This is a genomic window from Marixanthomonas sp. SCSIO 43207, from assembly GCF_019904255.1.
In the GTDB taxonomy this organism is placed as follows: Bacteria; Bacteroidota; Bacteroidia; order Flavobacteriales; family Flavobacteriaceae; genus Marixanthomonas.
In genome coordinates this window covers 1,029,269-1,055,421 of record NZ_CP063203.1, presented here as the reverse complement: position 1 = coordinate 1,055,421, position 26,153 = coordinate 1,029,269, and the positions used below count along the sequence as shown (strand labels likewise).

At 35.2% G+C, this 26,153-nt stretch carries 28 protein-coding genes; 17 read left to right on the top strand and 11 right to left on the bottom strand.

Translation table 11 applies throughout. From position 1 onward, the window contains the following. Nucleotides 1-44: 44 nt before the first annotated feature. The 3 genes from cysM to INR76_RS04855 all read right to left on the bottom strand — a co-directional run bounded on the left by cysM (nt 45) and on the right by INR76_RS04855 (nt 2,162). Complete coding sequence (gene cysM, locus INR76_RS04865; protein ID WP_223109534.1) at nt 45-932, bottom strand: cysteine synthase CysM; 888 nt, start codon at nt 930-932, stop codon at nt 45-47. Beyond that, nucleotides 925-1,722, bottom strand: coding sequence for a serine O-acetyltransferase EpsC (epsC, locus tag INR76_RS04860; protein WP_223109533.1), 798 nt, complete (start codon nt 1,720-1,722; stop codon nt 925-927). The genes cysM and epsC overlap by 8 nt, the downstream gene beginning before the upstream one ends. A gap of 77 nt (nt 1,723-1,799) precedes the next feature. Further along, nucleotides 1,800-2,162 (bottom strand): YraN family protein, encoded by a 363-nt coding sequence (locus INR76_RS04855; RefSeq protein ID WP_223109966.1) that lies wholly within the window; start codon nt 2,160-2,162, stop codon nt 1,800-1,802. A 160-nt stretch (nt 2,163-2,322) separates the two neighbouring features. Between INR76_RS04855 and INR76_RS04850 the strand changes: the two genes are divergently transcribed. From INR76_RS04850 to INR76_RS13930, 4 genes are read left to right on the top strand one after another with little or no spacing between them, the layout of a single operon-like run. Then, nucleotides 2,323-4,230 (top strand): S9 family peptidase, encoded by a 1,908-nt coding sequence (locus INR76_RS04850; protein ID WP_223109532.1) that lies wholly within the window; start codon nt 2,323-2,325, stop codon nt 4,228-4,230. 56 nt (nt 4,231-4,286) lie between these two features. Further along, nucleotides 4,287-4,730, top strand: a complete 444-nt coding sequence (locus INR76_RS04845; protein ID WP_223109531.1) for a hypothetical protein — start codon at nt 4,287-4,289, stop codon at nt 4,728-4,730. 4 nt (nt 4,731-4,734) lie between these two features. After that, nucleotides 4,735-4,902, top strand: coding sequence for a DUF3784 domain-containing protein (locus INR76_RS14020; RefSeq protein ID WP_370632428.1), 168 nt, complete (start codon nt 4,735-4,737; stop codon nt 4,900-4,902). Continuing rightward, nucleotides 4,893-5,042 carry a hypothetical protein gene (locus tag INR76_RS13930; protein WP_255592855.1) on the top strand — a complete coding sequence of 50 codons (150 nt, stop codon included), beginning with the start codon at nt 4,893-4,895 and terminating at the stop codon, nt 5,040-5,042. Before INR76_RS14020 ends, INR76_RS13930 begins: the two co-directional genes overlap by 10 nt. A gap of 3 nt (nt 5,043-5,045) precedes the next feature. Here the strand turns inward: INR76_RS13930 and INR76_RS04835 are convergent, their stop codons facing one another. Next, a complete protein-coding gene (locus tag INR76_RS04835) occupies nt 5,046-5,945 on the bottom strand; it encodes an LD-carboxypeptidase (protein WP_223109530.1) in 900 nt (299 codons plus the stop codon). A gap of 76 nt (nt 5,946-6,021) precedes the next feature. On the opposite strand from INR76_RS04835, the gene metG reads away from it, so the two are divergent. The 3 genes from metG to INR76_RS04820 all read left to right on the top strand — a co-directional run bounded on the left by metG (nt 6,022) and on the right by INR76_RS04820 (nt 11,231). Then, on the top strand, nt 6,022-8,106 hold the full coding sequence (metG, locus tag INR76_RS04830) for a methionine--tRNA ligase (RefSeq protein WP_370632427.1): 2,085 nt from the start codon (nt 6,022-6,024) through the stop codon (nt 8,104-8,106). A 94-nt stretch (nt 8,107-8,200) separates the two neighbouring features. Next, nucleotides 8,201-10,327 (top strand): Tex family protein, encoded by a 2,127-nt coding sequence (locus INR76_RS04825; RefSeq protein WP_223109529.1) that lies wholly within the window; start codon nt 8,201-8,203, stop codon nt 10,325-10,327. Between the two features lies 1 nt (nt 10,328). After that, nucleotides 10,329-11,231, top strand: a complete 903-nt coding sequence (locus INR76_RS04820; RefSeq protein ID WP_223109528.1) for a histone deacetylase — start codon at nt 10,329-10,331, stop codon at nt 11,229-11,231. Nucleotides 11,232-11,287: 56 nt separating this feature from the next. Here the strand turns inward: INR76_RS04820 and INR76_RS04815 are convergent, their stop codons facing one another. The 4 genes from INR76_RS04815 to INR76_RS04800 form a co-directional block, all read right to left on the bottom strand. Next, nucleotides 11,288-12,115: a ferritin-like domain-containing protein gene (locus INR76_RS04815; RefSeq protein WP_223109527.1), complete on the bottom strand. Its 828-nt coding sequence runs from the start codon at nt 12,113-12,115 to the stop codon at nt 11,288-11,290. A gap of 49 nt (nt 12,116-12,164) precedes the next feature. Further along, the gene (locus INR76_RS04810) at nt 12,165-12,893 is read right to left on the bottom strand and encodes a ferritin-like domain-containing protein (RefSeq protein ID WP_223109526.1); all 729 of its coding nucleotides are present in this window, start codon (nt 12,891-12,893) and stop codon (nt 12,165-12,167) included. A gap of 193 nt (nt 12,894-13,086) precedes the next feature. Next, nucleotides 13,087-15,213: a DNA helicase RecQ gene (gene recQ / locus INR76_RS04805; RefSeq protein ID WP_223109525.1), complete on the bottom strand. Its 2,127-nt coding sequence runs from the start codon at nt 15,211-15,213 to the stop codon at nt 13,087-13,089. 123 nt (nt 15,214-15,336) lie between these two features. After that, complete coding sequence (locus INR76_RS04800) at nt 15,337-15,669, bottom strand: single-stranded DNA-binding protein (protein ID WP_223109524.1); 333 nt, start codon at nt 15,667-15,669, stop codon at nt 15,337-15,339. Between the two features lie 281 nt (nt 15,670-15,950). On the opposite strand from INR76_RS04800, the gene INR76_RS04795 reads away from it, so the two are divergent. From INR76_RS04795 to INR76_RS04750, 10 genes are all read left to right on the top strand, one after another. Further along, nucleotides 15,951-17,003 (top strand): NAD(P)/FAD-dependent oxidoreductase, encoded by a 1,053-nt coding sequence (locus tag INR76_RS04795; RefSeq protein WP_223109523.1) that lies wholly within the window; start codon nt 15,951-15,953, stop codon nt 17,001-17,003. Nucleotides 17,004-17,179: 176 nt separating this feature from the next. After that, complete coding sequence (gene acs / locus INR76_RS04790) at nt 17,180-19,087, top strand: acetate--CoA ligase (protein WP_223109522.1); 1,908 nt, start codon at nt 17,180-17,182, stop codon at nt 19,085-19,087. A 109-nt stretch (nt 19,088-19,196) separates the two neighbouring features. Continuing rightward, the gene (locus INR76_RS04785) at nt 19,197-20,069 is read left to right on the top strand and encodes a RimK family alpha-L-glutamate ligase (RefSeq protein ID WP_223109521.1); all 873 of its coding nucleotides are present in this window, start codon (nt 19,197-19,199) and stop codon (nt 20,067-20,069) included. 88 nt (nt 20,070-20,157) lie between these two features. Continuing rightward, nucleotides 20,158-20,730, top strand: a complete 573-nt coding sequence (locus INR76_RS04780) for a sugar O-acetyltransferase (RefSeq protein WP_223109520.1) — start codon at nt 20,158-20,160, stop codon at nt 20,728-20,730. Nucleotides 20,731-20,760: 30 nt separating this feature from the next. Next, nucleotides 20,761-21,189, top strand: a complete 429-nt coding sequence (locus INR76_RS04775) for a RimK/LysX family protein (protein WP_223109519.1) — start codon at nt 20,761-20,763, stop codon at nt 21,187-21,189. Further along, complete coding sequence (gene rimK / locus INR76_RS04770) at nt 21,186-22,058, top strand: 30S ribosomal protein S6--L-glutamate ligase (protein WP_223109518.1); 873 nt, start codon at nt 21,186-21,188, stop codon at nt 22,056-22,058. The genes INR76_RS04775 and rimK overlap by 4 nt, the downstream gene beginning before the upstream one ends. 2 nt (nt 22,059-22,060) lie before the next feature. Next, complete coding sequence (locus INR76_RS04765; RefSeq protein ID WP_223109517.1) at nt 22,061-23,062, top strand: succinylglutamate desuccinylase/aspartoacylase family protein; 1,002 nt, start codon at nt 22,061-22,063, stop codon at nt 23,060-23,062. Continuing rightward, complete coding sequence (locus INR76_RS04760; RefSeq protein WP_223109516.1) at nt 23,062-23,622, top strand: 5-formyltetrahydrofolate cyclo-ligase; 561 nt, start codon at nt 23,062-23,064, stop codon at nt 23,620-23,622. Before INR76_RS04765 ends, INR76_RS04760 begins: the two co-directional genes overlap by 1 nt. 47 nt (nt 23,623-23,669) lie before the next feature. After that, nucleotides 23,670-23,954 (top strand): CD225/dispanin family protein, encoded by a 285-nt coding sequence (locus INR76_RS04755; RefSeq protein WP_223109515.1) that lies wholly within the window; start codon nt 23,670-23,672, stop codon nt 23,952-23,954. Further along, nucleotides 23,929-24,363, top strand: a complete 435-nt coding sequence (locus tag INR76_RS04750) for a DUF2752 domain-containing protein (protein ID WP_223109514.1) — start codon at nt 23,929-23,931, stop codon at nt 24,361-24,363. The genes INR76_RS04755 and INR76_RS04750 overlap by 26 nt, the downstream gene beginning before the upstream one ends. Nucleotides 24,364-24,376: 13 nt before the next feature. Here the strand turns inward: INR76_RS04750 and INR76_RS04745 are convergent, their stop codons facing one another. The 3 genes from INR76_RS04745 to INR76_RS04735 form a co-directional block, all read right to left on the bottom strand. Beyond that, complete coding sequence (locus INR76_RS04745) at nt 24,377-24,994, bottom strand: lipoprotein signal peptidase (protein ID WP_223109513.1); 618 nt, start codon at nt 24,992-24,994, stop codon at nt 24,377-24,379. A 32-nt stretch (nt 24,995-25,026) separates the two neighbouring features. Beyond that, complete coding sequence (locus INR76_RS04740) at nt 25,027-25,653, bottom strand: hypothetical protein (protein ID WP_223109512.1); 627 nt, start codon at nt 25,651-25,653, stop codon at nt 25,027-25,029. A 114-nt stretch (nt 25,654-25,767) separates the two neighbouring features. Continuing rightward, nucleotides 25,768-26,151, bottom strand: a complete 384-nt coding sequence (locus INR76_RS04735; RefSeq protein WP_223109511.1) for a TraR/DksA C4-type zinc finger protein — start codon at nt 26,149-26,151, stop codon at nt 25,768-25,770. Between the last annotated feature and the right edge of the window lie 2 nt (nt 26,152-26,153).

Here is a 26,153-nt window from a genome sequence, read left to right as displayed (position 1 = left end):
AAGGATCTTTTAAAGGTGAGAAATGTGTCGGCAATTATTTAATATTACTCATCAAACAAGGGGGATGATAAATACCGATCGCCTCTATCACAGATTATAGCTACAATCACACCTCCATCTAGGGTTTCGGCCAATTTTAAGGCTGCTGTAACACTACCGCCGCTGCTCATTCCTGAAAAAACACCTTCTTCTTCAGCCAATCGTTTTGCCATGATGGTAGCTTCTTTTTCGCTTACATCAATTACTTGATCTACTTTTTTTGGATTGAATATTTTGGGCAAATAGGCTTTTTCCCATTTTCTAATCCCAGGAATTTTTGAACCATCTGTTGGTTGTGCTCCTACAATTTGAATGCTATTATTTTTTTCTTTTAAGTAAGTAGAGGTACCCATAATAGTTCCTGTGGTTCCCATCGCTGATACAAAGTGTGTTATCTTGCCTTGGGTGTCATTCCAAATTTCAGGACCTGTTGTTTTATAGTGTGCCTTCCAGTTATCGTCATTTGCAAATTGATTAAATGAATAATAGCCTTCTTGAGCTACTTTTTGTTCTGCATAATCCCTTGCGCCTTCTATTCCTATATCTGAAGATGTTAATGTAACTTTTGCTCCATAGGCTCTCATAGTTTGTACTCGCTCTTTTGTAGAGTTTTCAGGCATTACAAGCTCTATGTTCAGCTTAAAGATTCCGGCAATCATGGCCAGTGCAATACCTGTGTTACCACTTGTAGCTTCAATAAGCTTTGAATTTTTATCAATATCACCTCTATCAAGCGCAGACTTAATCATATTAAACGCTGCTCTATCTTTTACACTTCCGCCGGGATTGTGCCCTTCCATTTTTAAAAGTAATGTGATATTTGGGTTTTTAATTAAAGATTGAGCTTCAATTAATGGCGTATTTCCTATAAAATCGGTAATGTTTTTAAACATTTTCTGTTGTTTTAATTTTAACTTCATTGGTGTTTGATACAATTGAATTTGCCGGAATAGAATCTGTAATCCAGGTATTTCCTCCTATAATGCTGTTTTTACCAATTGTAGTTTTTCCACCCAAAATAGTTGCATTGGCATAAATAACAACATTTTCTTCAACGGTTGGATGCCTTTTTATATTTCTTAATTCTCTTGCTACAGAGAGCGCCCCCAAGGTTACACCTTGATATATTTTTACGTTATTTTTAATAATAGTTGTTTCTCCAATTACTGTTCCTGTTGCATGATCTAGAAAAAAGGATTCTCCAATATTTGCTCCGGGGTTGATATCTGCTCCAGAGACATGATGTGCGTATTCACTCATAAGTCTTGGTACCAAAGGCATTCCAAATTTATATAGCTCATGACTCAAGCGATATATAACTATTGCGTAAAACCCTGGATATGATAAATAAACCTCTTCTATAGAGTTGGCTGCAGGATCATTATCGACAAACGCTTTGGCATCTTTATTTAACTTTTCTAAAATTTCAGGAAGTTTCTTCAAATAAGAATTCCAGAGTTTTTTACACGGCTTTTGAGGCTCCCAACAAGCGATATCAACTAGTTCTTCAAAGAGATTTTCTAAAATATCTAGGTTTTTAGTAACCGATGTTTCTGAATCAAAAAGTGTATTAAAAAGCAGTTTGGTAAATGTTTCGGTTTGCTCTTTTAAACGATATTTTAAATTAGGATTTTCCTTTTGTTGCTCAATCGCCTGAATTATGTCTTTTTTGGTAGTATTCATATATAGAAACTATATATATTGATATGTCGATTATCCTGTTTCAAAATTACAGAAATACCATTAGAAGCTACCTTTTTTCAGAAGTGATAAAAAGCATTTTCAAAATGTTCTATTTCTTGAGTTGTTTTGTTTTTAAGTACTGCTATAATATCAAACCGTACTTCTTTATCAAGGTTGTTCACAATCATATATTCATTGGCAGCCTTTACCAGCAGTTTTATCTTTTTAGCAGTAACAAAACTTTGCGGGTCACCAAAAAAAGAACTATTTCTGGTTTTAACTTCAATCATGACAATGGTGTCATCTTCTTTTTGTGCAATAATGTCTATTTCTGCTTTATTATAAAAAAAGTTTCTTGCTAGTATGCTATACCCTTTTTTTTGAAGAAACTCTGTGGCTAGTTGCTCTCCTATTTTACCTAGTTCATTATGATGTGCCATTTCTCTTTTGAAAATTTCATCAACAAGATACTCATTAAATTTGAATAGCTTTTCAGCAGAAACGCCAAGTAAATAACATTGGTTATTATTAACTTTGTTGGTATGGATGATTGTAATCATATTTCAGTAAAAACCAATTTCATCATAAAAAAAAGCAGGTATGAAAAAAGCATTATTAATTTTAAGTTTAGTATTGAGTAGTAGTTTAATGACAGCACAACAAACAATGACACCAGAGTTGCTCTGGCAGGTAAAACGCCTAAGTGTTTTAGGGCTTGATAAAGATGAATCAACTATCTTTTTTAAGGTAAATATTCCCAATATAGAACAGAATGATTTTGATAGTAAATATTATAGAATGCCTGTTGGCGGAGGTACTATTGTTGAAATAAATAAGGAAGACACCAACGCTAAAGATAAAAATGTTTCACCAGATGGTGCTTTTTTACTATTTGACAAGGAAGTTCATATTGAAGATATTGAAGCAAAAGATGTTTATGGAAATTTAAACAAATCAAATGCATATATTTTTAGCGACTTAGACATTCGTCACTGGGATACTTGGCAAAACGGAAGTTACAATCATGTTTTTTACAAGCCAACAAATAATGATAATGCTACCGGCACAGATATTATGCCAAAACAGCCTTACCACACACCTCAACGTCCGTTTGGTGGCGACGAAGATTATATTTGGTCGCCAGACAGTAAAAACATTTATTATGTAAGCAAAAAACTAAAAGGTAAAGAGTATGCTACTAGCACGAATACCGATATTTATAAATATAACTTAGCATCAAAAACCACTGAAAATATTACCAAAGAAAACAAAGGCTATGATACTAATCCTGCGTTTTCTTCAAAAGGAGCTTTGGCTTGGTTACAGATGAAAATGGATGGCTATGAAAGTGATAAAAATGATATAATCGTTTTAAAAGATGGTGTTAAGCAGAATTTAACTGAAAAATGGGATGGAACTGTACGAAGTTTCCTTTGGAGCAATACTGCCAATGAGGTTTATTTCACAGCTCCAGTTGATGGAACTATTCAGCTTTTTAAAGTAAACTACCCAGGTAAAAAACGAGTAGCTCCGGTTGTAAAACAACTGTCAAAAGGTCAATTTGATGTTACAAGTATAATTGCTCATAAAAATAATACACTATTGGTTACTAGAACCGATATGAATCACGCCGCAGAAATTTTCAGTTACAATTTAAAAGACAGCACTTTTAAGCAGTTAACGAGTATAAATTTAGATTTATACAACAGCATCGACCTACCAAAAGTTGAAAAACGAATGGTAACCACCACCGATGGTAAAGAAATGTTGGTTTGGGTTATTTTACCACCTAATTTTGATGCTTCAAAAAAATATCCAACGTTACTCTATGCACAAGGTGGACCGCAATCACCTTTATCACAGTTTTATTCGTACCGTTGGAACTTTCAATTAATGGCATCTCAAGGTTATATTGTAGTAGCACCTAACCGTCGCGGTATGCCGGGTCACGGCGTGGAATGGAATGAAGCCATTAGCAAGGATTGGGGCGGTCAAGTAATGGATGATTACCTATCAGCAATTGATGAGATTGCTAAAGAACCATATGTTGATAACGACCGTTTAGGAGCTGTTGGCGCAAGTTATGGCGGATATTCTGTTTTTTACTTAGCGGGTATACATAATAACCGTTTCAAGTCTTTCATTGCTCACGACGGCGTTTTTGATACAAGAAGTATGTATGGAACTACAGAAGAATTATTTTTTGTAAACCACGATTTTGGCGGACCTTATTGGGATGAAAATAACAAAACAACTCAAAAAGCATACAATGAATTTAACCCCATCACAAAAGTTAAAAACTGGAATACACCTATTTTAATAATTCAAGGCGGAAAAGACTACCGAGTACCTATAGAACAAGGATTAAGTGCTTATCAAGCTGCACAGCTTTTAGGAATAAAAAGTAAGTTATTATACTTCCCAGACGAAAACCATTGGATACTTACGCCACAAAATGCATTAGTCTGGCAACAAGAATTTTTTAAATGGTTAAAAGAAACGCTTTAATTATAAAAATTCCTTTTTCACTTGAAAAGGGAATTTTTTTTTATTTTTAGTTGATAATGAGTAGAGTAATAGCATTTTTGAATGAATTGGATGACTATGAATTAGCATATTTTGCAAAATTCAAACTTCACACCTATATGCAAGACACTCAATTAGAAATTAAAAGACACCTTATAAAAAAAAATTTTACGAAAGAGAAAGTTGATAAACTAATCGCCACTAATCCAAAAAAAGAACCTAAAAAAGGGAAAAGACGATGTCCTCGATGTTTATCTGATAAAGTTCGGACCGAAAAAGTTGAATGGACAAATACTGTAAACAAAGTTGGATATGAAGATGAAATCGCTTCGATGGATGGGTTAAGTGGAAAAATAACTTATAAAAATCAAGTTATTTGTAATGTATGTGAATATTGGATTGAAGATCCTAATTTTGAAAAAACAAAAAAATCAATTTGGTATAATATAGGGGATGCACTCTTTCACATATTTACCAATTAAATAAATGTTTGAAATAGCCATCCTTTTTATCATCTTCGGTATACTGATTAAATACGGTAAGCTATATTTTTTAATGGCTGGTTACAATACGCTATCAAAAGAAGAAAAGCCAACGTTGATGTTGATGGAATTGCATCCGTTTTTAGAAATGCTATGTTTGGCATGGCCATAATAATGATCATTGGTTATTTTGCAGCCAAGTGGTTTTCACATCCTGAAATTGAAACCCTATCTTTCTATACTGCGTTGTTAATTGGCATTCCGTATTTATTGATCAAATCCAATTCAAAAAAATATAAGATTGAAAAATAGCCTTTAGAAAACAAGACTCGTTTTAGTTTCTGTCACTTCCAAAGTTATATTTCTTCCCATAATTAAAGCGCGATTGTCGGTTATATGACCGGCAGGAGCATTAAAACAAACCGGATACTCGTATTCTGAAACAGCTTCAAAAATAATTTCTTCGGCAGTTTTTCCAAAAGGTACCGTATTATCATTCATATCATTCATTCCACCTACTATCAATCCAGATAAGTTTTGTAAAAAACCACTACGTTTTAAACTTTGCATCATACGGTCAATGTGATATAAATATTCATCAAGGTCTTCTATAAAAAGAATTTTTCCATCAGGTCTTACTGAAGAATTGCTTCCTAGTATAGAATACAAAACAGACAGATTGCCGCCTACCAATTGTCCAGATGCTTTTCCTATTAAAGTTAATTCTTTTTCTTTTGAAGGAAATGAAATTTTATATTCCTCTCCAAAAAGCACTTTTTTTATAGAATTTGCTGTTTCTTCAGATCTTTTATGCGTTAATGAAGGCATTTCAGCATGAATCGTTTCTATACCAAGGTTATGAATGTGCGAGTGTAAAACAGTAATATCACTGTAACCCACAATCCATTTAGGATGCTTTTTTATCACCGAAAAATCTAGCCCATCAACCATTCTTACAGTTCCGTAACCACCTCTAGCACACCAAATAGCTTTTACATCTGGATTGTTTAGCATATCTTGAAAGTCTTCTGTTCTCAACGCATCATCACCAGCAAATTGATGTAGTTGAGCTTCAATAGTCTTCCCAAAAAGAGGTTTTAGACCCCATTTTTTTAGTAATTGTAAGCCATGCTTTAGCTCTTCTTTTGAAACTTTTCTGGCTGTTGAAACAATAGCAATTGTATCTCCGGGTTTTAAATAGTTGGGTGTTATCATACGTAACAGTAATCAAAAAAATGTATACTATCCAAATTAATACATTTATCCGTAATTTTGCACCTCCACAAAGAAAATGAAGGATTTTAATATGCAAACAACTCCAAAAAGATATACCATAACCGCCGCCTTACCTTATACCAATGGTCCCGTTCATATTGGGCATTTGGCAGGTGTTTACGTGCCGGCAGATATTTATGCACGCTACCAGCGCTTGCAAAATAAAGACGTTGTCTTTGTCTGCGGAAGCGACGAACACGGTGTTCCTATCACCATAAAAGCCAAAAAAGAAGGTATTACACCACAAGAGGTTGTGGATAAATATCATGCAATTATTAAAAAATCATTTGAAGATTTTGGGATTTCATTTGATAATTACTCTCGCACTTCAGCAGATGTACACCATAAAACAGCTTCAGCATTTTTTAAGAAATTGTATGAAGAAGGAAAATTTATTGAAGAAGTAACCAAGCAGCTTTATGATGAAGAAGCCAATCAGTTTTTAGCAGATCGGTTTGTAGTAGGAACTTGCCCAAAATGTGGTTTTGAAGAAAGTTATGGCGATCAATGTGAAAACTGTGGCACCTCACACAACGCAACAGATTTAATAAACCCTAAAAGTGCTTTAACGGGTAATAAGCCTATTTTAAAAGAAACACGCCACTGGTTTTTGCCACTAGATCAATATGAAGGTTTTCTAAAAGAGTGGATTTTAAAAGAACATAAAAAAGACTGGAAAAGCAACGTCTACGGCCAATGTAAATCTTGGATTGATGATGGTCTTCGCGCTCGTGCTGTAACTCGAGATCTTGATTGGGGTATTCCGGTTCCTGTTGAAGGTGCAGAGGGAAAAGTTTTATACGTTTGGTTTGATGCTCCAATAGGGTATATTTCGGCTACTAAAGAATGGGCTGAACGTGAAGGAAAAGACTGGAAACCATATTGGAAAGATGAAGATTCTAAACTGCTTCATTTTATTGGTAAAGACAACATTGTTTTTCACTGTATTATTTTCCCGAGCATGCTCAAAGCTGAAGGAAGCTATGTTTTGCCTGACAACGTTCCGGCAAATGAGTTTTTAAACCTAGAGGGTAATAAAATTTCGACGAGTAAAAACTGGGCTGTTTGGCTACACGAATACTTAGAGGAGTTTCCAAATCAGCAAGATGTCTTGCGTTATGTATTAACCGCAAACGCTCCAGAAACAAAAGACAACGATTTTACGTGGGCAGATTTTCAGGCCAGAAACAATAATGAGTTGGTAGCAATCTTCGGAAATTTTATAAACCGCGTTGTTGTTTTAACAAACAAATATTATGACGGTACGGTACCCGAAGCTTCCGCTTTTTCTGAAGTTGACAAACAAACATTAAAAGAATTACAAGCCTATCCTGCTGTAATTGCCAGTTCAATAGAGCGGTATCGTTTCAGAGAAGCACAACAAGAATTGATGAATGTTGCACGATTGGGTAATAAATACTTGGCAGATGAAGAACCTTGGAAAAAGATAAAAACCGATGAGGCTAGAACCAAAACCATTATGTATGTTGCATTGCAAATTGCTTCGGCACTTTCGGTTTTAAGTGAGCCTTTTTTACCATTTACTTCAGAAAAATTAAAATCAATCCTTTCATTTTCAAATCTGGATTCACAATTAGTTTGGGATGATGTACACTCCAAAACCGAACTTTTAAAACCGGGTCACCAAATAGGTAAAAGTGAACTTCTTTTCAGTAAAATAGAAGAGGATCAAATTCAAAAACAATTAGATAAGCTAGAAGCTAGCAAAAAAGCAAACGAAGCTATGAATAAAACGGTAGAGCCTGAAAAAGAGACCATTCAATTTGATGATTTTACAAAACTCGATATGCGTGTAGGAACAATTATTGAAGCCGAAAAAATGCCAAAAACCAAAAAGTTATTGGTATTAAAAGTTGATACGGGTATCGATGTACGCACTATTGTTTCAGGAATTGCCGAAAGTTACAAAGCAGAAGAGGTTATAGGTAAGAAGGTGACTGTTTTGGTCAATCTAGCGCCTAGAAAATTACGTGGTGTAGAAAGCCAAGGAATGATTTTAATGACTGAAACTGCTGAAGGTAAACTAGCATTTGTCAATCCAGATATTGATGGTGTTCAAAATGGCGAATCAATAAGTTAACCTTTCAAATTTATACTCCTCAAACACCTTTCTAGCAGACTCTTATTTAATGAGTTTACAAGCTAAGTGTTTGAGGTTTTTTAATTTTTAAAATATGGCTCAGCTACTTCACTACATAAAATCTAAAACCCAACTTCCCGAAAAGGCAATACAAAACACTATTGCTTTATTAAATGAAGATTGTACTATTCCCTTTATTGCACGCTACCGAAAGGAACAAACTGGCAATCTAGATGAGGTTGAGGTAGGTCATATTGTTTCATATAAAGAAGAGTTTGAAACGCTAGAAAAGCGAAAAACCACTATTTTAAAAGCATTAGAAGAACAAGAAATTCTTACCGATGTACTTCAGAAAAAAATAAAAGAAACTACTGATAGTGCTACCTTAGAAGATTTATACCTACCGTATAAAAAGAAACGGAAAACAAAAGCCGATACTGCTCGCAACAATGGCTTAGAACCGCTTGCCAAAATTATTATGGCGCAAAATGCTTCTAACGTGTTTTCTATTGCTGAACAGTACACATCAGACTCTATTTCGGTTGAAGATGCGCTAGAAGGAGCAAGACACATTATTGCAGAATGGATTAACGAGCGAACCGACATAAGAGATATGCTCAGAAACCAATTTGACCGGCATGCTGTAGTTACTACCAAAGTTATAAAAACTAAAAAAGAAGAAGAAAAAGCTCAGAAATATAGAGATTATTTTTCCTGGAGCGAAGCTTTAAATAGGTGTCCTTCACATAGATTATTAGCTATTTTACGCGCTGTTGATGAAGGTTTTATTCGTTTAAAAATTGAAATTGATAATGAAAAAGCGCTTTACAAAATTGAGAGCAGAGTTATAAAATCAAATGGTGCTTGTGCTGAACAAATTTCAATAGCTATTGCAGATGCCTACAAACGATTATTATTTCCGGCGCTTTCTAGTGAGGTTTTAAATGCAGCCAAAGAAAAAGCAGATACAACCGCCATACAAGTATTTGCAAAAAACTTGAAGCAACTTTTATTAGGCTCTCCCTTAGGCGAAAAAAAAGTTTTAGCTATCGATCCAGGGTTCAGAACCGGTTGTAAAATTGTTTGTCTCGATGCGCAAGGCGCGCTAGAACATAACGAAACTATCTATCCGCACCCTCCAAAAAACGATGCAAAAGGAGCTATAAAAAAGATAAGTACTCTAGTCAACGCTCACAAAATTGAAGCGATTGCTATTGGTAATGGCACCGCTTCTAGAGAAACTGAGCAATTGGTACGCCGTATTCAGTTTGATAAAAATATACAGGTCTTTGTGGTAAGTGAAGCAGGTGCTTCAATTTATTCGGCTTCAAAAATTGCGCGCGAAGAGTTTCCTAATTATGATGTTACTGTACGCGGAGCAATATCTATTGGTCGGCGGTTACAAGATCCGCTAGCAGAATTGGTTAAAATAGATGCCAAATCTATAGGTGTTGGGCAGTATCAACATGATGTAGACCAAACCAAGCTTAAAAATTCTCTTGATCGGGTTGTAGAAAATTGTGTGAACGCTGTTGGAGTAAATATAAATACGGCAAGCGCATCATTGCTGAGCTACGTCTCGGGCATTGGTGATAAATTAGCCGTAAACATCATTAACCACCGTGATATAAATGGTGCATTTACCTCTAGAGACGAGATTAAAAATGTATCCCGTCTAGGCGGAAAAGCCTTTCAACAAGCTGCCGGTTTTCTTAGAATTAAGGAAGGTTCAAATCCGCTAGATGATTCTGCTGTGCATCCTGAGCGTTATGATATTGTTTCAGAAATGGCAAAAAATCAAGGAGTTACTATTTCTGAATTAATTGGAAATAAAAATAGGCTTCAAAAAATAGAACTAAATAAATATCAAACCGAAAGTGTAGGATTACCAACGCTTGAAGATATTATTGAAGAATTGGAAAAACCGGGTCTTGATATCAGGGAGCAAGCCAAAGTATTCACCTTTAACCAAAATATTAAAACCATTACCGATCTTGAAGAGGGACAACTGCTGCCTGGCATTATTAATAATATTACAAATTTTGGCGCCTTTGTAGATATTGGTATAAAAGAAAGTGGCCTTATTCACATTTCAAACTTATCCAATTCGTTTGTGTCTGATGTAAACGAGCATGTGCATTTACACCAACAAGTAATTGTAAAAGTATTGGAAGTAGATGTAGATAGAAAACGCATTCAATTAATGCTTCATAAAAAATAACATGCTCAAGATAGCGTATCACCCCATATATAAATATCCATTACCAGAAGGTCATCGCTTCCCTATGGAGAAGTATGATTTGCTTCAGCAACAATTAGTCTATGAAGGAACTTGTAGTGAGGAAAACTTTTTTGAACCTAGTTTGCCTCTAGAAAAATACATTTTACAAGTTCATACAGAAGAATATGTTAACAACCTTAAAAAGCTAACTTTACCTAAAAAAGAAGCTAGAAAAATTGGGTTTCCACTTTCAGAAAAACTTATAACTAGAGGACAGATAATTGCAGATGGCACTATGAAAGGTTGTGAGTTTGCGTTAAATAACGGCATTGCTATGAATATTGCCGGTGGCACGCATCATTCCTACACAGATCACGGTGAAGGTTTCTGTATTTTTAATGACCAAGCTATCGCTACTCGGTACTTGCAAAGCAAAGGATTGGCCAAAAAAATTTTAATTGTTGATCTAGATGTACATCAAGGCAACGGTACTGCAGAGATTTTTAAAAATGATGATTCTGTCTTTACCTTTTCTATGCACGGTGCCGGAAATTACCCTTTTAAAAAAGAAACCAGTGATCTTGATATTGCTGTTCCCGATGGTTCTGGCGATTCATTTTATTTATCAAAACTGAAAGAAACTTTACCTTCCTTAATAGAAGATGTACAACCTGACTTCATCTTTTACCTTAGTGGAGTAGATATTTTGGAAACAGATAAACTTGGTCGTTTAAAGTGCACCATAGATGGTTGTAAAGAGCGTGATCAATTTGTTTTTGAAACGATACTTGATTATGAAATTCCTGTTCAAGTATCTATGGGTGGAGGTTATTCTCCTGATATTAAAGTCATCATAGATGCACACGCAAATACGTTTAGGTTGGCTCAATCTATTTTCTTTTAAAAAGAAAAAACCCGGTTACAAAACCGGGCTCAGTATTAGTGAAAGGAATTATTAAACTAGCTTTCTATAAATATACTTGCGATAGCAACTACTTCGGCCATTGTTAGGGGTTCGTCAAAAGCTTCGGTAACACCATTATCACCACCATTGCTACCAAACATACCTGCTAAATCTACTCCGCCTTGTACGGTATTGCTTTCTGGAGTTTCTCCTCCATAAACAGCGTTAAAATCGTTAGGTAAAGTGTTTTGAGATTGTGTAATCCACCCTTTTTCACCACGCATTCTTCGTATTTGTGAAGCATGTCGCGCCTCAACAGAGTGAACCTGCAGTGCATACGTCAACAATGTATCATCATCAATTAAAGCACCTGCTTGTCCTTTGTAAGCTCTCACACCAGTATCTTCAAAACCTTGTGAGAGGGCTATAAACGTTTGGTAATTGTCAAATGTGTCTAAACTCAAGCCACCAGGACCTCCTGTAAAATCAAAAGTTGGTTCTTCAATAGCATCGTCACCCAATGCTGCTAAAAGAAAGTCAACGTGGTCATCTTCGTGTTGTGAAATTTGCTGAAACACCGCTTGATCTTCTGAAGGAATTAAACCTGCAGTATCAAGTCCCATTCTATAAAAATTGCGTTCAAGATACTCAAGTGTAAGTGCAAAATTTAAAACATCTGTAGGGTTTGCTTGAAGTGCAGCCGATGCCATTGACATTGTAGCTGCTTTGGTTTTTGAGCTTGTTGCAGCCAATCCAAATGGAATGGATGCCAAAGCCATATTTTTACCTACATTCTTAAATTGTTGAAATGAATCCCTTCTTGATCCTTTTTGAGAAAGAACCTCTTTATCTGAAAGGTTTTCTAATATTTTTAAAATATTCATAATGTTGTTTTTTAAATTAAAATGGTTTGTTAATCGCTTATCCTATTCCTTATCCTATTCCTTGTTCCATATAGGTAAACGGAGTAGTAATAAATTGTCCCGCAATGTCAACAATGTCAACTGGGTCTAAAGCTCTACCTAAACCATTTTCAGGACTTACGATATCATCACCTGCAAAATCTGTAGATCCTGGATTTAATAAATCTCTAATGGCAGCAGCGTGTCTTGCTTCAACCGAAACAATTTTTCCTGCCACAAGTAAATAACCTGCATTTGAAATTAATTTTCCGGCTCCATTATAAGCTGCAACACCTGTATCTTCAAGATCTCGAGAAGTGGTAAGTACTTGTTCTCTATTTCCGAAATCTAAATTTCCGTAGTCAAACTCTAAAGTAGGTAACACTTGGTTTTGATTTTGTACAGCCGCACTAATAGCGGTATTAAAAAAATCTCTGTGAATTACTTCGTGGTTGTATAGGTCTATTAATATTTGACGTTCGTTTTCATTAAACGTAGCGTTAAAGTTGGAATCATTTACAACTTTGTCATAAAAATCTGCTTCCAATTGCTCAAGTGCATACGCATAATTTAAAACTCCTACATCACCGGTTCCTAAATCAAAAACAGAATCGGGAGGTGGTGGCATATCATCATCATCACTACAGCCCATCATTAAAAGACTTGTACCTAATGCTGCTGCACCACTCAGTTTTAAAAAGCGTCTTCGGTTGCTACGAATAGGCTTAACATCGTGAACTTTAATTTTGTTTTTTTCCATAATAAGTCTGTTTTAGTTTAATAACCTTTACTAGACCTACGCACACATTATTGATGCAGTTTTTAAAATAATGTTAAAAAAACTGAATTTAGTTTGCTTATTAGTCAATAAATTTCAAATTAACGCACCATAATAGCATTAAAAACTGTTTTTAAATGTGATTTTAACAAGCGGTGTTTGAAAGGTTGATTGATTAATTATCAGACAAGTACAGTGCCAGCTTTATTTTCCAATACGGAATTTTTTCTTCAAAATGCTTAAAGAAATCTTTTAAGCTTTTAGGATTTTCTAATTGTTGTTTTGCAGAGGCTATTTTGTCAATTTCTTCAGAAGATATTAATTTTTCAACCTCAACTTCTTCTCCTGCGCTATGAGCCTTTAATAAATGTGAATGTACTGTGCTATTTACCAAACCTCGTTGGGTTGCAATTTCATCAACTGTTAAGCCGTCCCTAAATAGCCCTAAACTTATTAGATGAGTAGGTGTTTTGTTTGAGCGTTTCTTTTTGCGTGTTTTGACTACTTTTTTGGGCTTTTCCTTTTGCTCTTCCTGAATTACTTTTAGAAAAGAAGCAGCATATTTTTCTAATTTGGCTTGACCAACACCGCTTATTTCAGAAAAAGCTAATTCATCTTGAGGTAGTTTTGCTACCATGTCTTTTAAACTTGCATCACTAAATATTACATAAGCAGGGACGCCCATTTCATTAGCTAATTTTGCACGTAACTGCTTTAATTTTGAAAAGAGACCGTTTGTGGTTTGAGTTTCTGAGGTAAATGATGTTTCTTCTTCTTTTTTCTGAAGAGGTCTTGCCAAACTTATTTTTCGATTTTCAAACAAAACTCCTTTTGCCAAGGGTGTTAAAATCAACCTTCCATTTTCATGAAATCTAATTTCTAATACACCTTGATTGATTAGCTGAATAATGTATTGCTGCAAATCACGCCAAGATACATCACTAGCCTCACCATATGTTTTTATGTTTTGATACCCTTTACTGTATACACTAGCATTGTGTGCGCCACGCAACACGTCAATTACCATCCCTAATGCTTCTTGTTCATTTAAACGCGCCACTGCAGAACATACTTTTTGAGCCAATTGAGTTCCGTCAAAATAAACGGGAGGGTTTTTACAAACATCACAGTTGCCGCAATCTTCTTGAACGTGTTCGCCAAAATAACCTAACAAAGCCCTTCTACGGCAACTCAATGCTTCAGCAAATTGTTGCATGCGCTCTAGCTTGGCAAGTTGATAGTCTTCTGTTGGGCTCCCTTCGGCAAATTTCCTTAGTTGTACTACATCAGCAAAACTGTAAAATAATAATGTGTGTGCCGGCAATCCATCTCTTCCACTACGGCCAATCTCTTGATAATAGCCTTCAATATTTTTGGGCATATTATAATGAATTACCCAGCGTACATTGCTTTTATCAATTCCCATCCCAAAAGCGATGGTAGCGACAATAATAGGTATTTGATCATTAACAAAACGTTCTTGAATCTCGCTTCGTTCTTCTGAAGATAATCCTGCATGATAGGCTTTTGCATCATAACCGGCAGCTACTAGTTTATCGGCTACACTTTGAGTGCTTTTTCTGCTTAAACAGTAAATAATTCCACTGTCATCTTGATGTGATTTTAAAAACTGAAGTATTTGTTGAATTCGTTTTTGACCGGGTCTTACATCGAGATACAGATTAGGTCTGTCAAAAGAAGCAATAAATTTTTTAGCTTTCGGAATAGCCAGTTGTTTTGCAATATCGTCTTGAGTTGCACTATCTGCCGTTGCGGTCAAGGCAATTATAGGAATTTCTGGAAAATGTTGCTTTAGACTCCCTAAACGAGTATAAGCCGGCCTGAAGTCATGACCCCAAGATGAGATGCAGTGTGCTTCGTCAATTGCAAATAGATTAATAACAATACGGTGTAAGATATTTTCTAATAAAAATATGCTTTCTGGAGCTACATAAAAAAGCTTCAGTTTTCCAGATTGTAAATCTGAAAGGGTTTGTTGTTGCTCTTCTTCAGGTTGTGAACTATTAAAATATGCTGCTGAAATACCGTTTGATCGTAATGCATCAACCTGATCTTTCATTAATGCAATTAAGGGCGATATAACAATTGCGGTTCCCTTTAAAGCCAATGCAGGTAATTGAAAACACAATGATTTTCCACCACCAGTAGGCATAATTGCCAGGGTGTCGTTTCCTTTTAAAAGGGTGGTGATAATTTGTTTTTGATTGGGTAAAAAAGTATCAAACCCAAAATGAGTTTTCAGTAAGTTTAATAAAGTAAGTGATGTGTTTGTACCTGGCATAAGCAGCAAAGTTAAATTAAATATACGGCACATCCTTCTCTTATAATTTAGGATTTAAAGAGCACGATATTTTCAATTAAAATGGGCGCATAAAAGCGCCCATTTTATGGATATTACTAAAGGTTATTTACTCAACATAAGTAATTCATTGCAAAGTATTTCGGTGATGTATCGTTTGTTACCGTCTTTATCATCCCAAGAGCGATTGGTAAGTTTACCTTCTAAAGCTATCTCTTGTCCTTTGGCAATATAATTCTCTACTACATTTACCAAACCGCCTTTTACAACTACATTATGCCAGTAGGCGCGCTCAACTTTTTGACCATTTTTGTCTTTATAGCTATCGTCTGTAGCTATTGAAAATTTTGCCATTTTATTACCATCGGCAAAGGTTACGATTTCTGGATCTTGTCCTAGGCGTCCAATCAACTGTACTTTGTTTCTAAGTGCGTTCATAATTTTAATTTTTAAGATTTAACAGTTAAGATTAATGTTGAACTAAAATTCAACGATACAAACATATGATGAGTGATACAAGGTAATCGGTTGGTACGTATTTACTTTCGTTTATAGTTGTTTGTAAGCGTTTGTAATTGAATAGGAAATAAATAACAAAACTTAATTAAATACGATGGTTTATAAAATTAAAGATGTAAAGGTGTGATAATAAATTCAAAGCAATTTAGTATTAAGAGTAAGTAACCCGCAGTTAAAAGCTTACCTTTGCAAAAAAAAGAATGTTTGATTTTATTGTTATTGGAGCCGCTCAAGCAGGACTTTCAATGGCTTACTATTTAGATAAATTAGACCAAAATTATTTGGTTGTAGACAAAGAGGATGAGATTGGAGCTTCATGGTTAAATCGGTGGGACTCACTTAAGCTTTTTACTCCTTCTGAATTTAACAACCTACCCGGAATGGACTTTCCGGCAAAAAAAGGACATTACCCAAATAAAAACCAAGTTGCCTCTTATTTTAAAGAGTATGTTGAGCGTTTCAATATACGTGTTAAGCTTAATGTATTTATAGAAAGTGTAAAAAAAGAAAATAATGTTTTCACTTTAAAGCATGATAACGGAGTGTTTCAAGCAAAAAATGTAGTAGTTGCAACGGGGCCTTTTCATATTCCTTATACGCCTTCATTTTCAAAAAAAATCTCTAAAGATATTTTTCAAATACATAGTAATTATTATAAAAATCCACACCAACTAAAAGAAGGACCAACTATGGTTGTTGGTGCTGGAGATTCAGGATTCCAAATTTTAAATGAGGTTTCTCAAACTGATAGAATTACATATTTTTCAGGAGCTACAGATGTAAGGGTCTTACCACAAGAAATTCTTGGCAAAACATTATGGTGGTGGTTTACAAAAACGGGTTTTTTAAGTTTCAGTAAAAAAACTTGGTTGGGTAAAAAGCTGAGTCAAACCAAACAACCCATAATTGGTACAGACGTACGTGCCATTCTGAATAGAAAAAATGTTATCCCAGTTGGGAATACTACCAATGCAGAAGACAATACGGTTTTTACTGAAAGTAAAGAAATCAATAATTTAAAAAATGTTATTTGGGCCACAGGGTATAGACCCAATTTTTCATGGATTGATGGTTTAGAGCTAACAAAAGATTCATACCCAAAGCATAATCGGGGAATAAGTAATATTAAAGGTCTTTATTTCATTGGTCTTCCTTGGTTACACACAAGAGGTTCAGCTACATTAGGTGGAACTAAAAAGGACAGTAAATACTTGGCTGAATATATTAAAGAAACTATAAACAAAAGCGCTTAAAATTTGTTTTCACTGTAGGTTTTACATTAATAAACCTACAACCAATAACACAATCCTATTAAAACTTTACACCATTCGTTAAATATCGCGTGAGGGTTTACCAAACTTTTCTTACTTCTCTAAACATTTGCTAAATTTGGTAGTCAAGCATTTTATTTTATCCTAATCCGTTATTTATGAGTAATTATCACATAAAAAGTCTAGAAGAATATTTTACAATCTATCGTAAATCTGTACGATACCCTGAAACCTTTTGGGATGAAATAGCCGAAGAACATTTTATGTGGCGCAAAAAATGGGATGAAGTATTATCTTGGGATTTTAACAAACCTGAAATTTCTTGGTTTAAAGGTGCCAAGTTAAACATTACCGAAAACTGTATAGATCGTCATTTACGCATACGAGGAGATAAAACAGCCATCCTTTTTGAACCCAATGATCCCTCAGAAAAAGCAGAACACATTACCTATCAACAACTTCACGACAGAGTGTGTCAATTTGCTAATGTATTAAAAGAAAAAGGTGTAAAAAAAGGAGATCGGGTTTGTATTTATGTTCCTATGATACCAGAATTAGCAATTTCAGTATTGGCCTGTGCTCGCATTGGTGCTATTCACTCAGTGGTATTTGCAGGATTTTCTTCAAATGCTTTGGCAACTCGAATAAACGACTGTGATTGTGAAATGGTAATTACTGCAGATGGTTCCTTCCGCGGAAATAAAACAATTGATCTTAAAGGCATCGTTGATACAGCCTTGGAGTCTTGTGACGGCGTAAAAACTGTTTTGGTTGCAAAACGGATTAATTCTGAAATCAACATGAAAGAAGGTCGCGACGAGTGGTTGAAGCCCTTGCTTGATAACGCTTCAACAATTTGTGAACCAGAAATAATGGACGCAGAAGACCCTCTTTTTATTCTCTACACCTCTGGCTCTACCGGAAAACCCAAAGGAATGGTGCATACTACGGCCGGATATATGATAGGTAGCGCATTTACATTTAAAAATGTGTTTCAGTATCGAGAAAATGATGTTTATTGGTGTACAGCAGATATTGGTTGGATTACCGGTCACAGTTATATTGTATATGGTCCCTTAGCAAACGGAGCCACCACGGTTATGTATGAAGGCGTACCACAATATCCAGATTGGGGCCGTTTTTGGCAGATTGTTGAAAAGCACAAGGTGAATCAGTTTTATACAGCCCCAACAGCCATAAGAGCATTGGCAAAGCAAAATTTAGAGTTTGTTGAAAAATATGACCTTAGTTCTTTAAAAGTATTAGGAACGGTTGGCGAGCCAATAAACGAAGAAGCTTGGCATTGGTATGATGAAAATATAGGAAGTGGCAAAAGTCCTATTACCGATACATGGTGGCAAACTGAAACAGGTAGCATTATGATTGCTGCCATTCCTTTTGTAACACCCACCATCCCTACTTTTGCCACCTTACCATTACCCGGAATACAACCTGCTTTAATGGATGAAGAAGGAAAGGAATTAAAAGGAAATCAAGTTTCCGGTAGGTTATGTATGAAATTTCCGTGGCCTTCCATGGCACGTACTATCTGGGGAAATCATCAACGCTATAAAGACACCTATTTTTCAAGTTTTGAAAACATGTATTTTACAGGTGATGGCGCAATGCGAGACAGCGTTGGGTATTATCGTATCACGGGTCGCGTGGACGATGTAGTAATCGTTTCAGGACATAACCTGGGTACTGCTCCTATTGAAGATGCCATTAATGAACATCCAGCAGTCGCAGAAAGTGCAATTGTAGGATTTCCGCACGAAGTAAAAGGAAAAGCACTATATGGGTATGTAACTCTAAAAGAAGCTGGCGAAACTCGAGATCAAGATAACCTTAGAAAAGAAATTAATCAATTAATTACCGATCGAATAGGGCCTATAGCAAAACTAGATAAAATTCAGTTTACAGAAGGATTACCCAAAACAAGAAGCGGTAAAATTATGCGTCGTATCCTTCGGAAAATAGCCTCTGGAGACACTGATAATCTAGGAGATACTAGCACATTATTAAACCCAGAGGTAGTCAATGATATTATGAAAGATGCATTATAGCCACAGATGCTCTTGGTTTGTATTTGATAATATGAAACATAAATAATCATATGTTTCGTTTTACAATAAAATTGACAATGTATATCTTGCGCTATCAATTAAAACCATTTTGAATATAGCCATTCTTTCTAGAGGATCTCATTTATACTCTACACAAAGCTTATTAAAAGCAGGTGAAAAGCGCAACCACGCTATGGAAGTGCTTGACCCTACGTATTGTAGATTGAGTATTCAAAACGGCAATCCTACCTTATTTTATCATGATGAAAAGGTAGATGATTTGCACGCTGTGATTCCACGGGTAGGAGCTTCAAACACCTACTACGGTTCTTCACTAGTACGGCATTTTGAAGCAATGGATGTGTTCAGTATTGTTTCGGCACAAGCAATATTAAACTCTCGAGATAAATGGACTTCGTTTCAAATTCTTTCAAAAGCAGGTGTTGCCGTTCCGCATACTGTTTTGATAAATCCATACTTATCGGCTCAACAGGTTGCCATTTTTGGTGAAAGCCCTTTGATTATTAAACTTTTGGAAGGAACACATGGTCAAGGTGTAATATTGGCAAAAAACTCAAAAGAAGCTCATCCTATTATTGAAACCTTAGTAGCAGCAAAACAAAAATTTGTGTTACAAGAATATATTAAAGAGTCAAAAGGAGCAGATTTACGTGTGATTGTTATAGATGGGGTTGTTGTAGCTGCAATGAAAAGGCAGTGCAAGGCCGGTGATTTTAGGTCCAATTTGCACCGTGGTGGCACTTCAGAAAGTATTCAGTTAAATTATGAAGAGGAGGCACTTGCCATAAAAGCTGCCAAAGCATTAAAGATGGGTGTTTGTGGCGTGGACATCTTACAATCTGAAAGAGGTCCTCTGGTGCTGGAAGTAAATTCAACTCCCGGACTGGAAGGGATTGAAAAAACCACACAAAAAAACATTTCAAAAAGTATTATTGGTTATATAGAACGAAACAAACGGTAACCTTTTTAAATAAAACTTAAAACCACGTGTTACCTCTTTATTCATAAAGGTTTTTAGTATATTGTTTTGTATAGTAATTCTTTTTATTTTGACTGAAAAACAAAAAATGCTCGCCGGTAAATTTTATAATTCTAGAGATCCTGAATTATTGAAAATGTACCACAAAGCACGAAAATTATTAAAAGAGTATAATAACCTTGATTCAGAATTAACCGAAAGACGCGACGCAATTTTAACCGAATTATTTAAAGTAAAAGAAGCCGGTGTGTGGATTGAAACCCCATTTTTCTGTGATTATGGAGAAAACATATCAATAGGTAAAAATACATTTATAAACACCAATTGTATGTTTTTGGACAATAACTACATATCTATTGGGAAAAATGGACTCATAGCACCCTATGTTCAAATATATACTGCGAGTCACCCTTTAAAAGCTTCAGATAGAATTATAAAAGAAGACAACCAAACGCGGTATTTAACCTCATCAAAAGAAGTAATCATAGGAGACAATGTATGGATTGGAGGTAATTCGGTTATATTTCCGGGTGTAACCATTGGAGACAATGTTACTATTGGTGCAGGTAGTGTAGTTACTAAAAATATTCCTAGCAATGTTTTAGCCTACGGAAATCCTTGCGCCATAATTAAACAATTATAAATGGAGTATTAACACCATTAATTTAAATGTATGAAACGAAAAATAGGCCGAATAGATAAAGCAGATTTTCCAAAACTAGAACTTGAAGATATTGAAGTAAAAATTGATACAGGAGCATTTACATCTTCCATTCATTGTACAGATGTTACCGTAGAGAATGACTACTTAAAATGTCGTTTTCTTGATGAAGAACATCCACAGTATCACAATAAAGAGTTTATTTTTGATCAATATGATGTAAAAGTGGTGAAAAGTAGTAATGGCGAAGCACAAACTCGGTATAGAATACACACTGAAATTATATTATTCGGAAAAAAACATCCTATATTTTTAACCCTAAGCGACCGAAAGGAAATGAAATTTCCCGTATTATTGGGACGCAATTTTTTAACTAAAAAATTTGTTGTAGATATCAATAAGACTAATCTATCGCAAAAACTCAAAGCAAAACAAAAATGAATATAAAGATCCTTTCGGCCAATGCAGGATTGTATTCTACTAAACGCCTGGTAGAAGCAGCACAAAAGCGTAAGCACGAAGTAGAAATAATAAACCACACCAAGTGTGATATTGTTATTGAGAAAAAAAATCCATTGGTATATTATAAAGGTAAGCCTCTTTCAGACACCGATGCAGTGATTCCTCGTATTGGTGCATCTGTAACCTTTTATGGTACAGCCGTTGTACGTCAATTTGAAATGATGCGCGTTTTTTCAACTACCGAGTCTATGGCACTGGTGCGCTCACGTGACAAGTTACGTAGTTTGCAAATTTTATCAAGAGCAGGATTGGGGTTGCCGAAAACTATCTTCACCAACTATTCAAAAAACGTCAAAGAGATTGTAGAACAAGCTGGCGGTGCTCCTGTTATTATAAAACTATTAGAAGGCACACAAGGAATAGGGGTTATTCTAGCCGAAACTAAAAAAGCGGCAGAGTCTGTTATTGAGGCGTTTAACAATTTACAAGCAAGGGTTATCGTTCAAGAATATATAAAAGAAGCCGGCGGAGCAGACATTAGAGCGTTTGTAGTAGATGGCCACGTAGTTGGTGCCATGAAACGTCAAGGAAAAGAAGGAGAATTTCGGTCCAATTTGCACAGAGGTGGTAGCGCAACTGTTGTAAAACTTAGTGACGAAGAAGAAGTAGCTGCTGTAAAAGCTGCCAAAGCTATGGGATTAGGCATTGCTGGGGTTGATATGTTGCAATCAGACAGAGGACCGTTGATTTTGGAGGTTAATTCTTCCCCCGGATTGGAAGGTATTGAAACAGCCACAGGAAAAGATATTGCTACTACCATCATAAAATATATTGAACGAAACGTATAAGTATGACGGAATACAAAAATGAAGATTTAATACTACTTAACACCAAGATAAGTCCTGGCGAAAGCAAAACACTCAACTTTAGTATTGCTAAGCTTTATACATCTACTAAAATTGAAATTCCGGTAATTGTAGAACGAGCTGCAGTTCCCGGACCTACCGTTTTAATAACAGCAGGAATCCACGGAGATGAAATTAACGGTGTGGAGGTTGTAAGGCAATTTATTGCCAAGAAAATGAACCGCCCAAAACGCGGAACCATTATTTGTATTCCTATTTTAAATATTTTTGGCTTTTTAAATGCCCAACGTGAATTTCCAGATGGAAAAGATTTAAACCGAAAATTTCCGGGTACCAAACATGGCTCATTAGCCAGTCGAGTAGCGTATCATTTTACCAAAGAAATTGTACCTTACGCAGACTATTGTTTAGACTTTCATACCGGAGGTGCCAGTAGATTTAATGCAGCACAGATACGAGTTCAACCTAATGATACAAAGCTTTTAGAATTGGCTAAAGTTTTTAATCCACCTTTTATTGTTTTTTCCGATTTATTAAAAAAATCATACCGCGCAACGTGTCACGATTTAAACATTCCTTCTCTTCTATTTGAAGGCGGAAAATCACTAGAAAGTGACAAACAAATTGCCAAGCACGGCGTTCACGGTATTCTACGTGTTTTAAAACATCTTGATATGCTTCAAGATTCATTTGAAGTTCCTACAACTGAAACAAAAAGTGTACTTATTGAAAAAAGCAAGTGGTTACGTGCGCAAAAAAGCGGATTATTACACGTAAAAGTGCCTTGTCACAAACACGTAGTCAAAGGTGAGTTTTTAGCAACCATTACAGACCCTTATGGAACTATGCGCTTTAAGGTGCTTTCGCCTAATGATGGTTACATTATTAACGTAAATCAATCACCTATTATCTATCAAGGTGATGCTATATTTCATATTTCAACTGAAAACACTACAATTACCGAAACAGAGCAAGAAGATTTTTAATGAATAAAGCACAACTAAGACAAACTTATAAAACGCGTAGAGAACAACTTTCTTCTTCAGAAATTGAAGATTTAAGTTTGCAATTGGCTAACCAAGCTTTAAAATTGCCAATTTGGGAAAAAACGTACTATCATATTTTTCTTCCTATTGAGTCAAAAAAGGAAGTAAACACCGAGTATTTGATGCACATTTTACAAGGGAAAGATAAAAGTATAGTTGTATCAAAATCTGATTTTAAAACCAACCAACTCTCCCATTTTTTATTACAAGAAAACACGGTAATTAAAGTTTCAAATTTTGGCATTCCAGAGCCCGTAGATGGCATAGAAATTCCTGAACAGCAATTGGATGTTATTTTTATTCCGCTTTTAGCCTATGACGAAAAAGGCAACCGAATAGGCTACGGAAAGGGATTTTATGATCGGTTTTTAGCACGATGTAACTCAGAAACTATTTTTGTTGGGCTATCATTTTTCCCACCTGAAAAAATAATTCTTTCAGAAGAAACTGATATTCCATTACATTATTGTGTAACTCCAAAAAATAGCTATTCTTTTTAAAAAACTTTCTATCTTTATCCTTCACAAAACATAACTAACTTATTATTATGGAATCTTCAATGAACCAGCCTCCAAAACCTGACAATCACCTAGTATGGGCAATTTTAACTACTATATTTTGTTGTTTGCCTCTTGGTATTGTATCGATAGTAAAATCATCAAAAGTTAATGAGTTGTACGCTCAAGGTAATTACATGGAGGCAGAACAAGCCTCAAGAGATGCTAAAAAATGGGCGATGTGGAGTGCTATTGTTTCAGGTATATTTATTATACTTTATATATTACTAGTTATTTTAGGTGTAGCAGGTGGCATACTTTCTAACGGATACTAATAAACGAATTGTTCAAGTAGGGTTTTTATGTATAGGTATTGGGTTACTGGCATTACTATTTTATCAATATAATCCTGCAGAGAGTTCATTTTTTATACCTTGTCCTTTTCATCATATAACTGGTTTACATTGTCCTGGGTGTGGATCACAGCGCGCTTTGCATCAATTGATTCACTTTAATATTTATGACGCTTTTAGGTATAATCCGCTTTTAGTTGTTATTTTTCCTTTAGTAATTTGGGCATTAGTGATTAGAGTGTATAACTTCATCTACCAAACTAAGTATAGAGTTACATTGTTTTATAACAATATTTGGGTATATGGTTTCTTTGGGATTGTAATATTGTTTTGGGTTGCGAGAAATATCCCTTTTGAGCCTTTTTCATGTTTGGCTCCAACCGGTTCCTAAAACCAGCGTTTATTTACTCGGCTTCTTTTTCTTTGGTAGCAGGAAATGCTTTTTTATGAAATATAAGCAATAGCGCTACACCTACACTTATTGAAGAATCTGCGATATTAAAAACCGGTTCAAAAAAGGTAAAGTATTTTCCACCCCAAAATGGCAACCACTCGGGTAAATATCCTTTCCATAAAGGAAAATAAAGCATATCTACCACTTTACCGTGAAATAGGGTTCCATAACCGCCATCTTCTGGCATAAACGTAGCCAATTGATGGTAGCTATCGTCAAATATTATTCCGTAGAAAACAGAATCAATGATATTACCAAAAGCTCCTGCAAATATTAATGCGATAGAGACAACGAGTACACGAGATGCATGTTTTCTGATTGAATCCCAAAGCCAGTAGCCAATACCAACAATAGCTACCAAACGGAATAATGTAAGTATCAATTTACCATATTCACCCGGGATTTTGGCACCCCAAGCCATACCTTCGTTTTCTACAAAAAGAATACGAAACCAATCAAAAACTTTAATTTCTTCACCTAAAACAAAGTGAGTTTTTATATAAACTTTTGAAATTTGGTCTATCAACAGAACCAAAATAATGATGAGGGTAGCCTTCTTTAATGACATAAATTAATTTAACAGCCGCAAAAATAGCAATATTATTTGTTTTGTAATAGTGTGATTGAGCCTGTTATGCTTTCTGCTTTAATTTTATACTTCCCGTGTTTGGGTAGTTCATTCTTTATATTTCCTTTTTTTGATATCGCTTCTGCGCTTACAGCCGGTGAAGCATAAACTTCAATTGCGCCTTGTTTGGTATAAAGGGTTGCATTACCGGTGTAGTTTTTTAAATGACACGTTCCGTTTTCTAAAGCTACAAACACATTGTTAAATGTTCCTTCTCCAATAACAGAGGCTATTTTTGAATGCACTTCAACCTTCATTGTTTCAGGAACTGTAATAACCATATCTATAGCTATAACTTTGTGAGCGGCTAGTTTATCATTTTCTTTCTCAAAAAACGGTGAATATCCGGTGGTAACTGTGAGGGTTTTATTTTCTTCAGAAATATTTACAACAACATTTTCATGATATTCACCTTCAACGTGAGTATTGATACGTATTTTATCGGTTTTTTCTGAAGAAAGCCTTACTGTAAATACAGTATCTGAATCTAGTATCAAAGTATTGAACCCAGAGGCATTAAACTCTTTCTCAAGTATTTTTTGAGCAGATGACTCAGCTAAAACAAATAGAAAAGTAACTGTTATAAAATATTTCAGCATAAAAAAGCCCCAAAATATGGGGCGATGTTTATTAGTTACAAGGCAAGTTTATCTTACCAACTTAAATAAAGATGATAGGTATCACCTATGATGAAAAAGCGGTTAAAAATCGGTTTATTTTTGCATGTTTTTGGCCTCAATACTTAATGTAGCGTGAGGTACTAGCTTTAAACGCTCCGGATTAATTAGTTTTCCGGTAACACGACATACACCGTAGCTTTTATTTTCAATACGGATTAATGCGTTTTTAAGGTCACGAATAAACTTCTCTTGACGTATTGCCAGTTGAGAGTTTGCCTCTTTACTCATTACTTTACTTCCTTCATCAAAGGCTTTAAAAGTAGGTGAGGTATCATCTGTACCGTTTGTACTGTCGTTTTTATAAGCGCTTTTAATTAATTCTAATTGTTCTTTCGCTTTCTCTATTTTTCCCTGAATTAATACTTTAAATTCTTCCAGCTCTTTATCGCTGTAACGGGTTTTTACATCATTTGCCATAT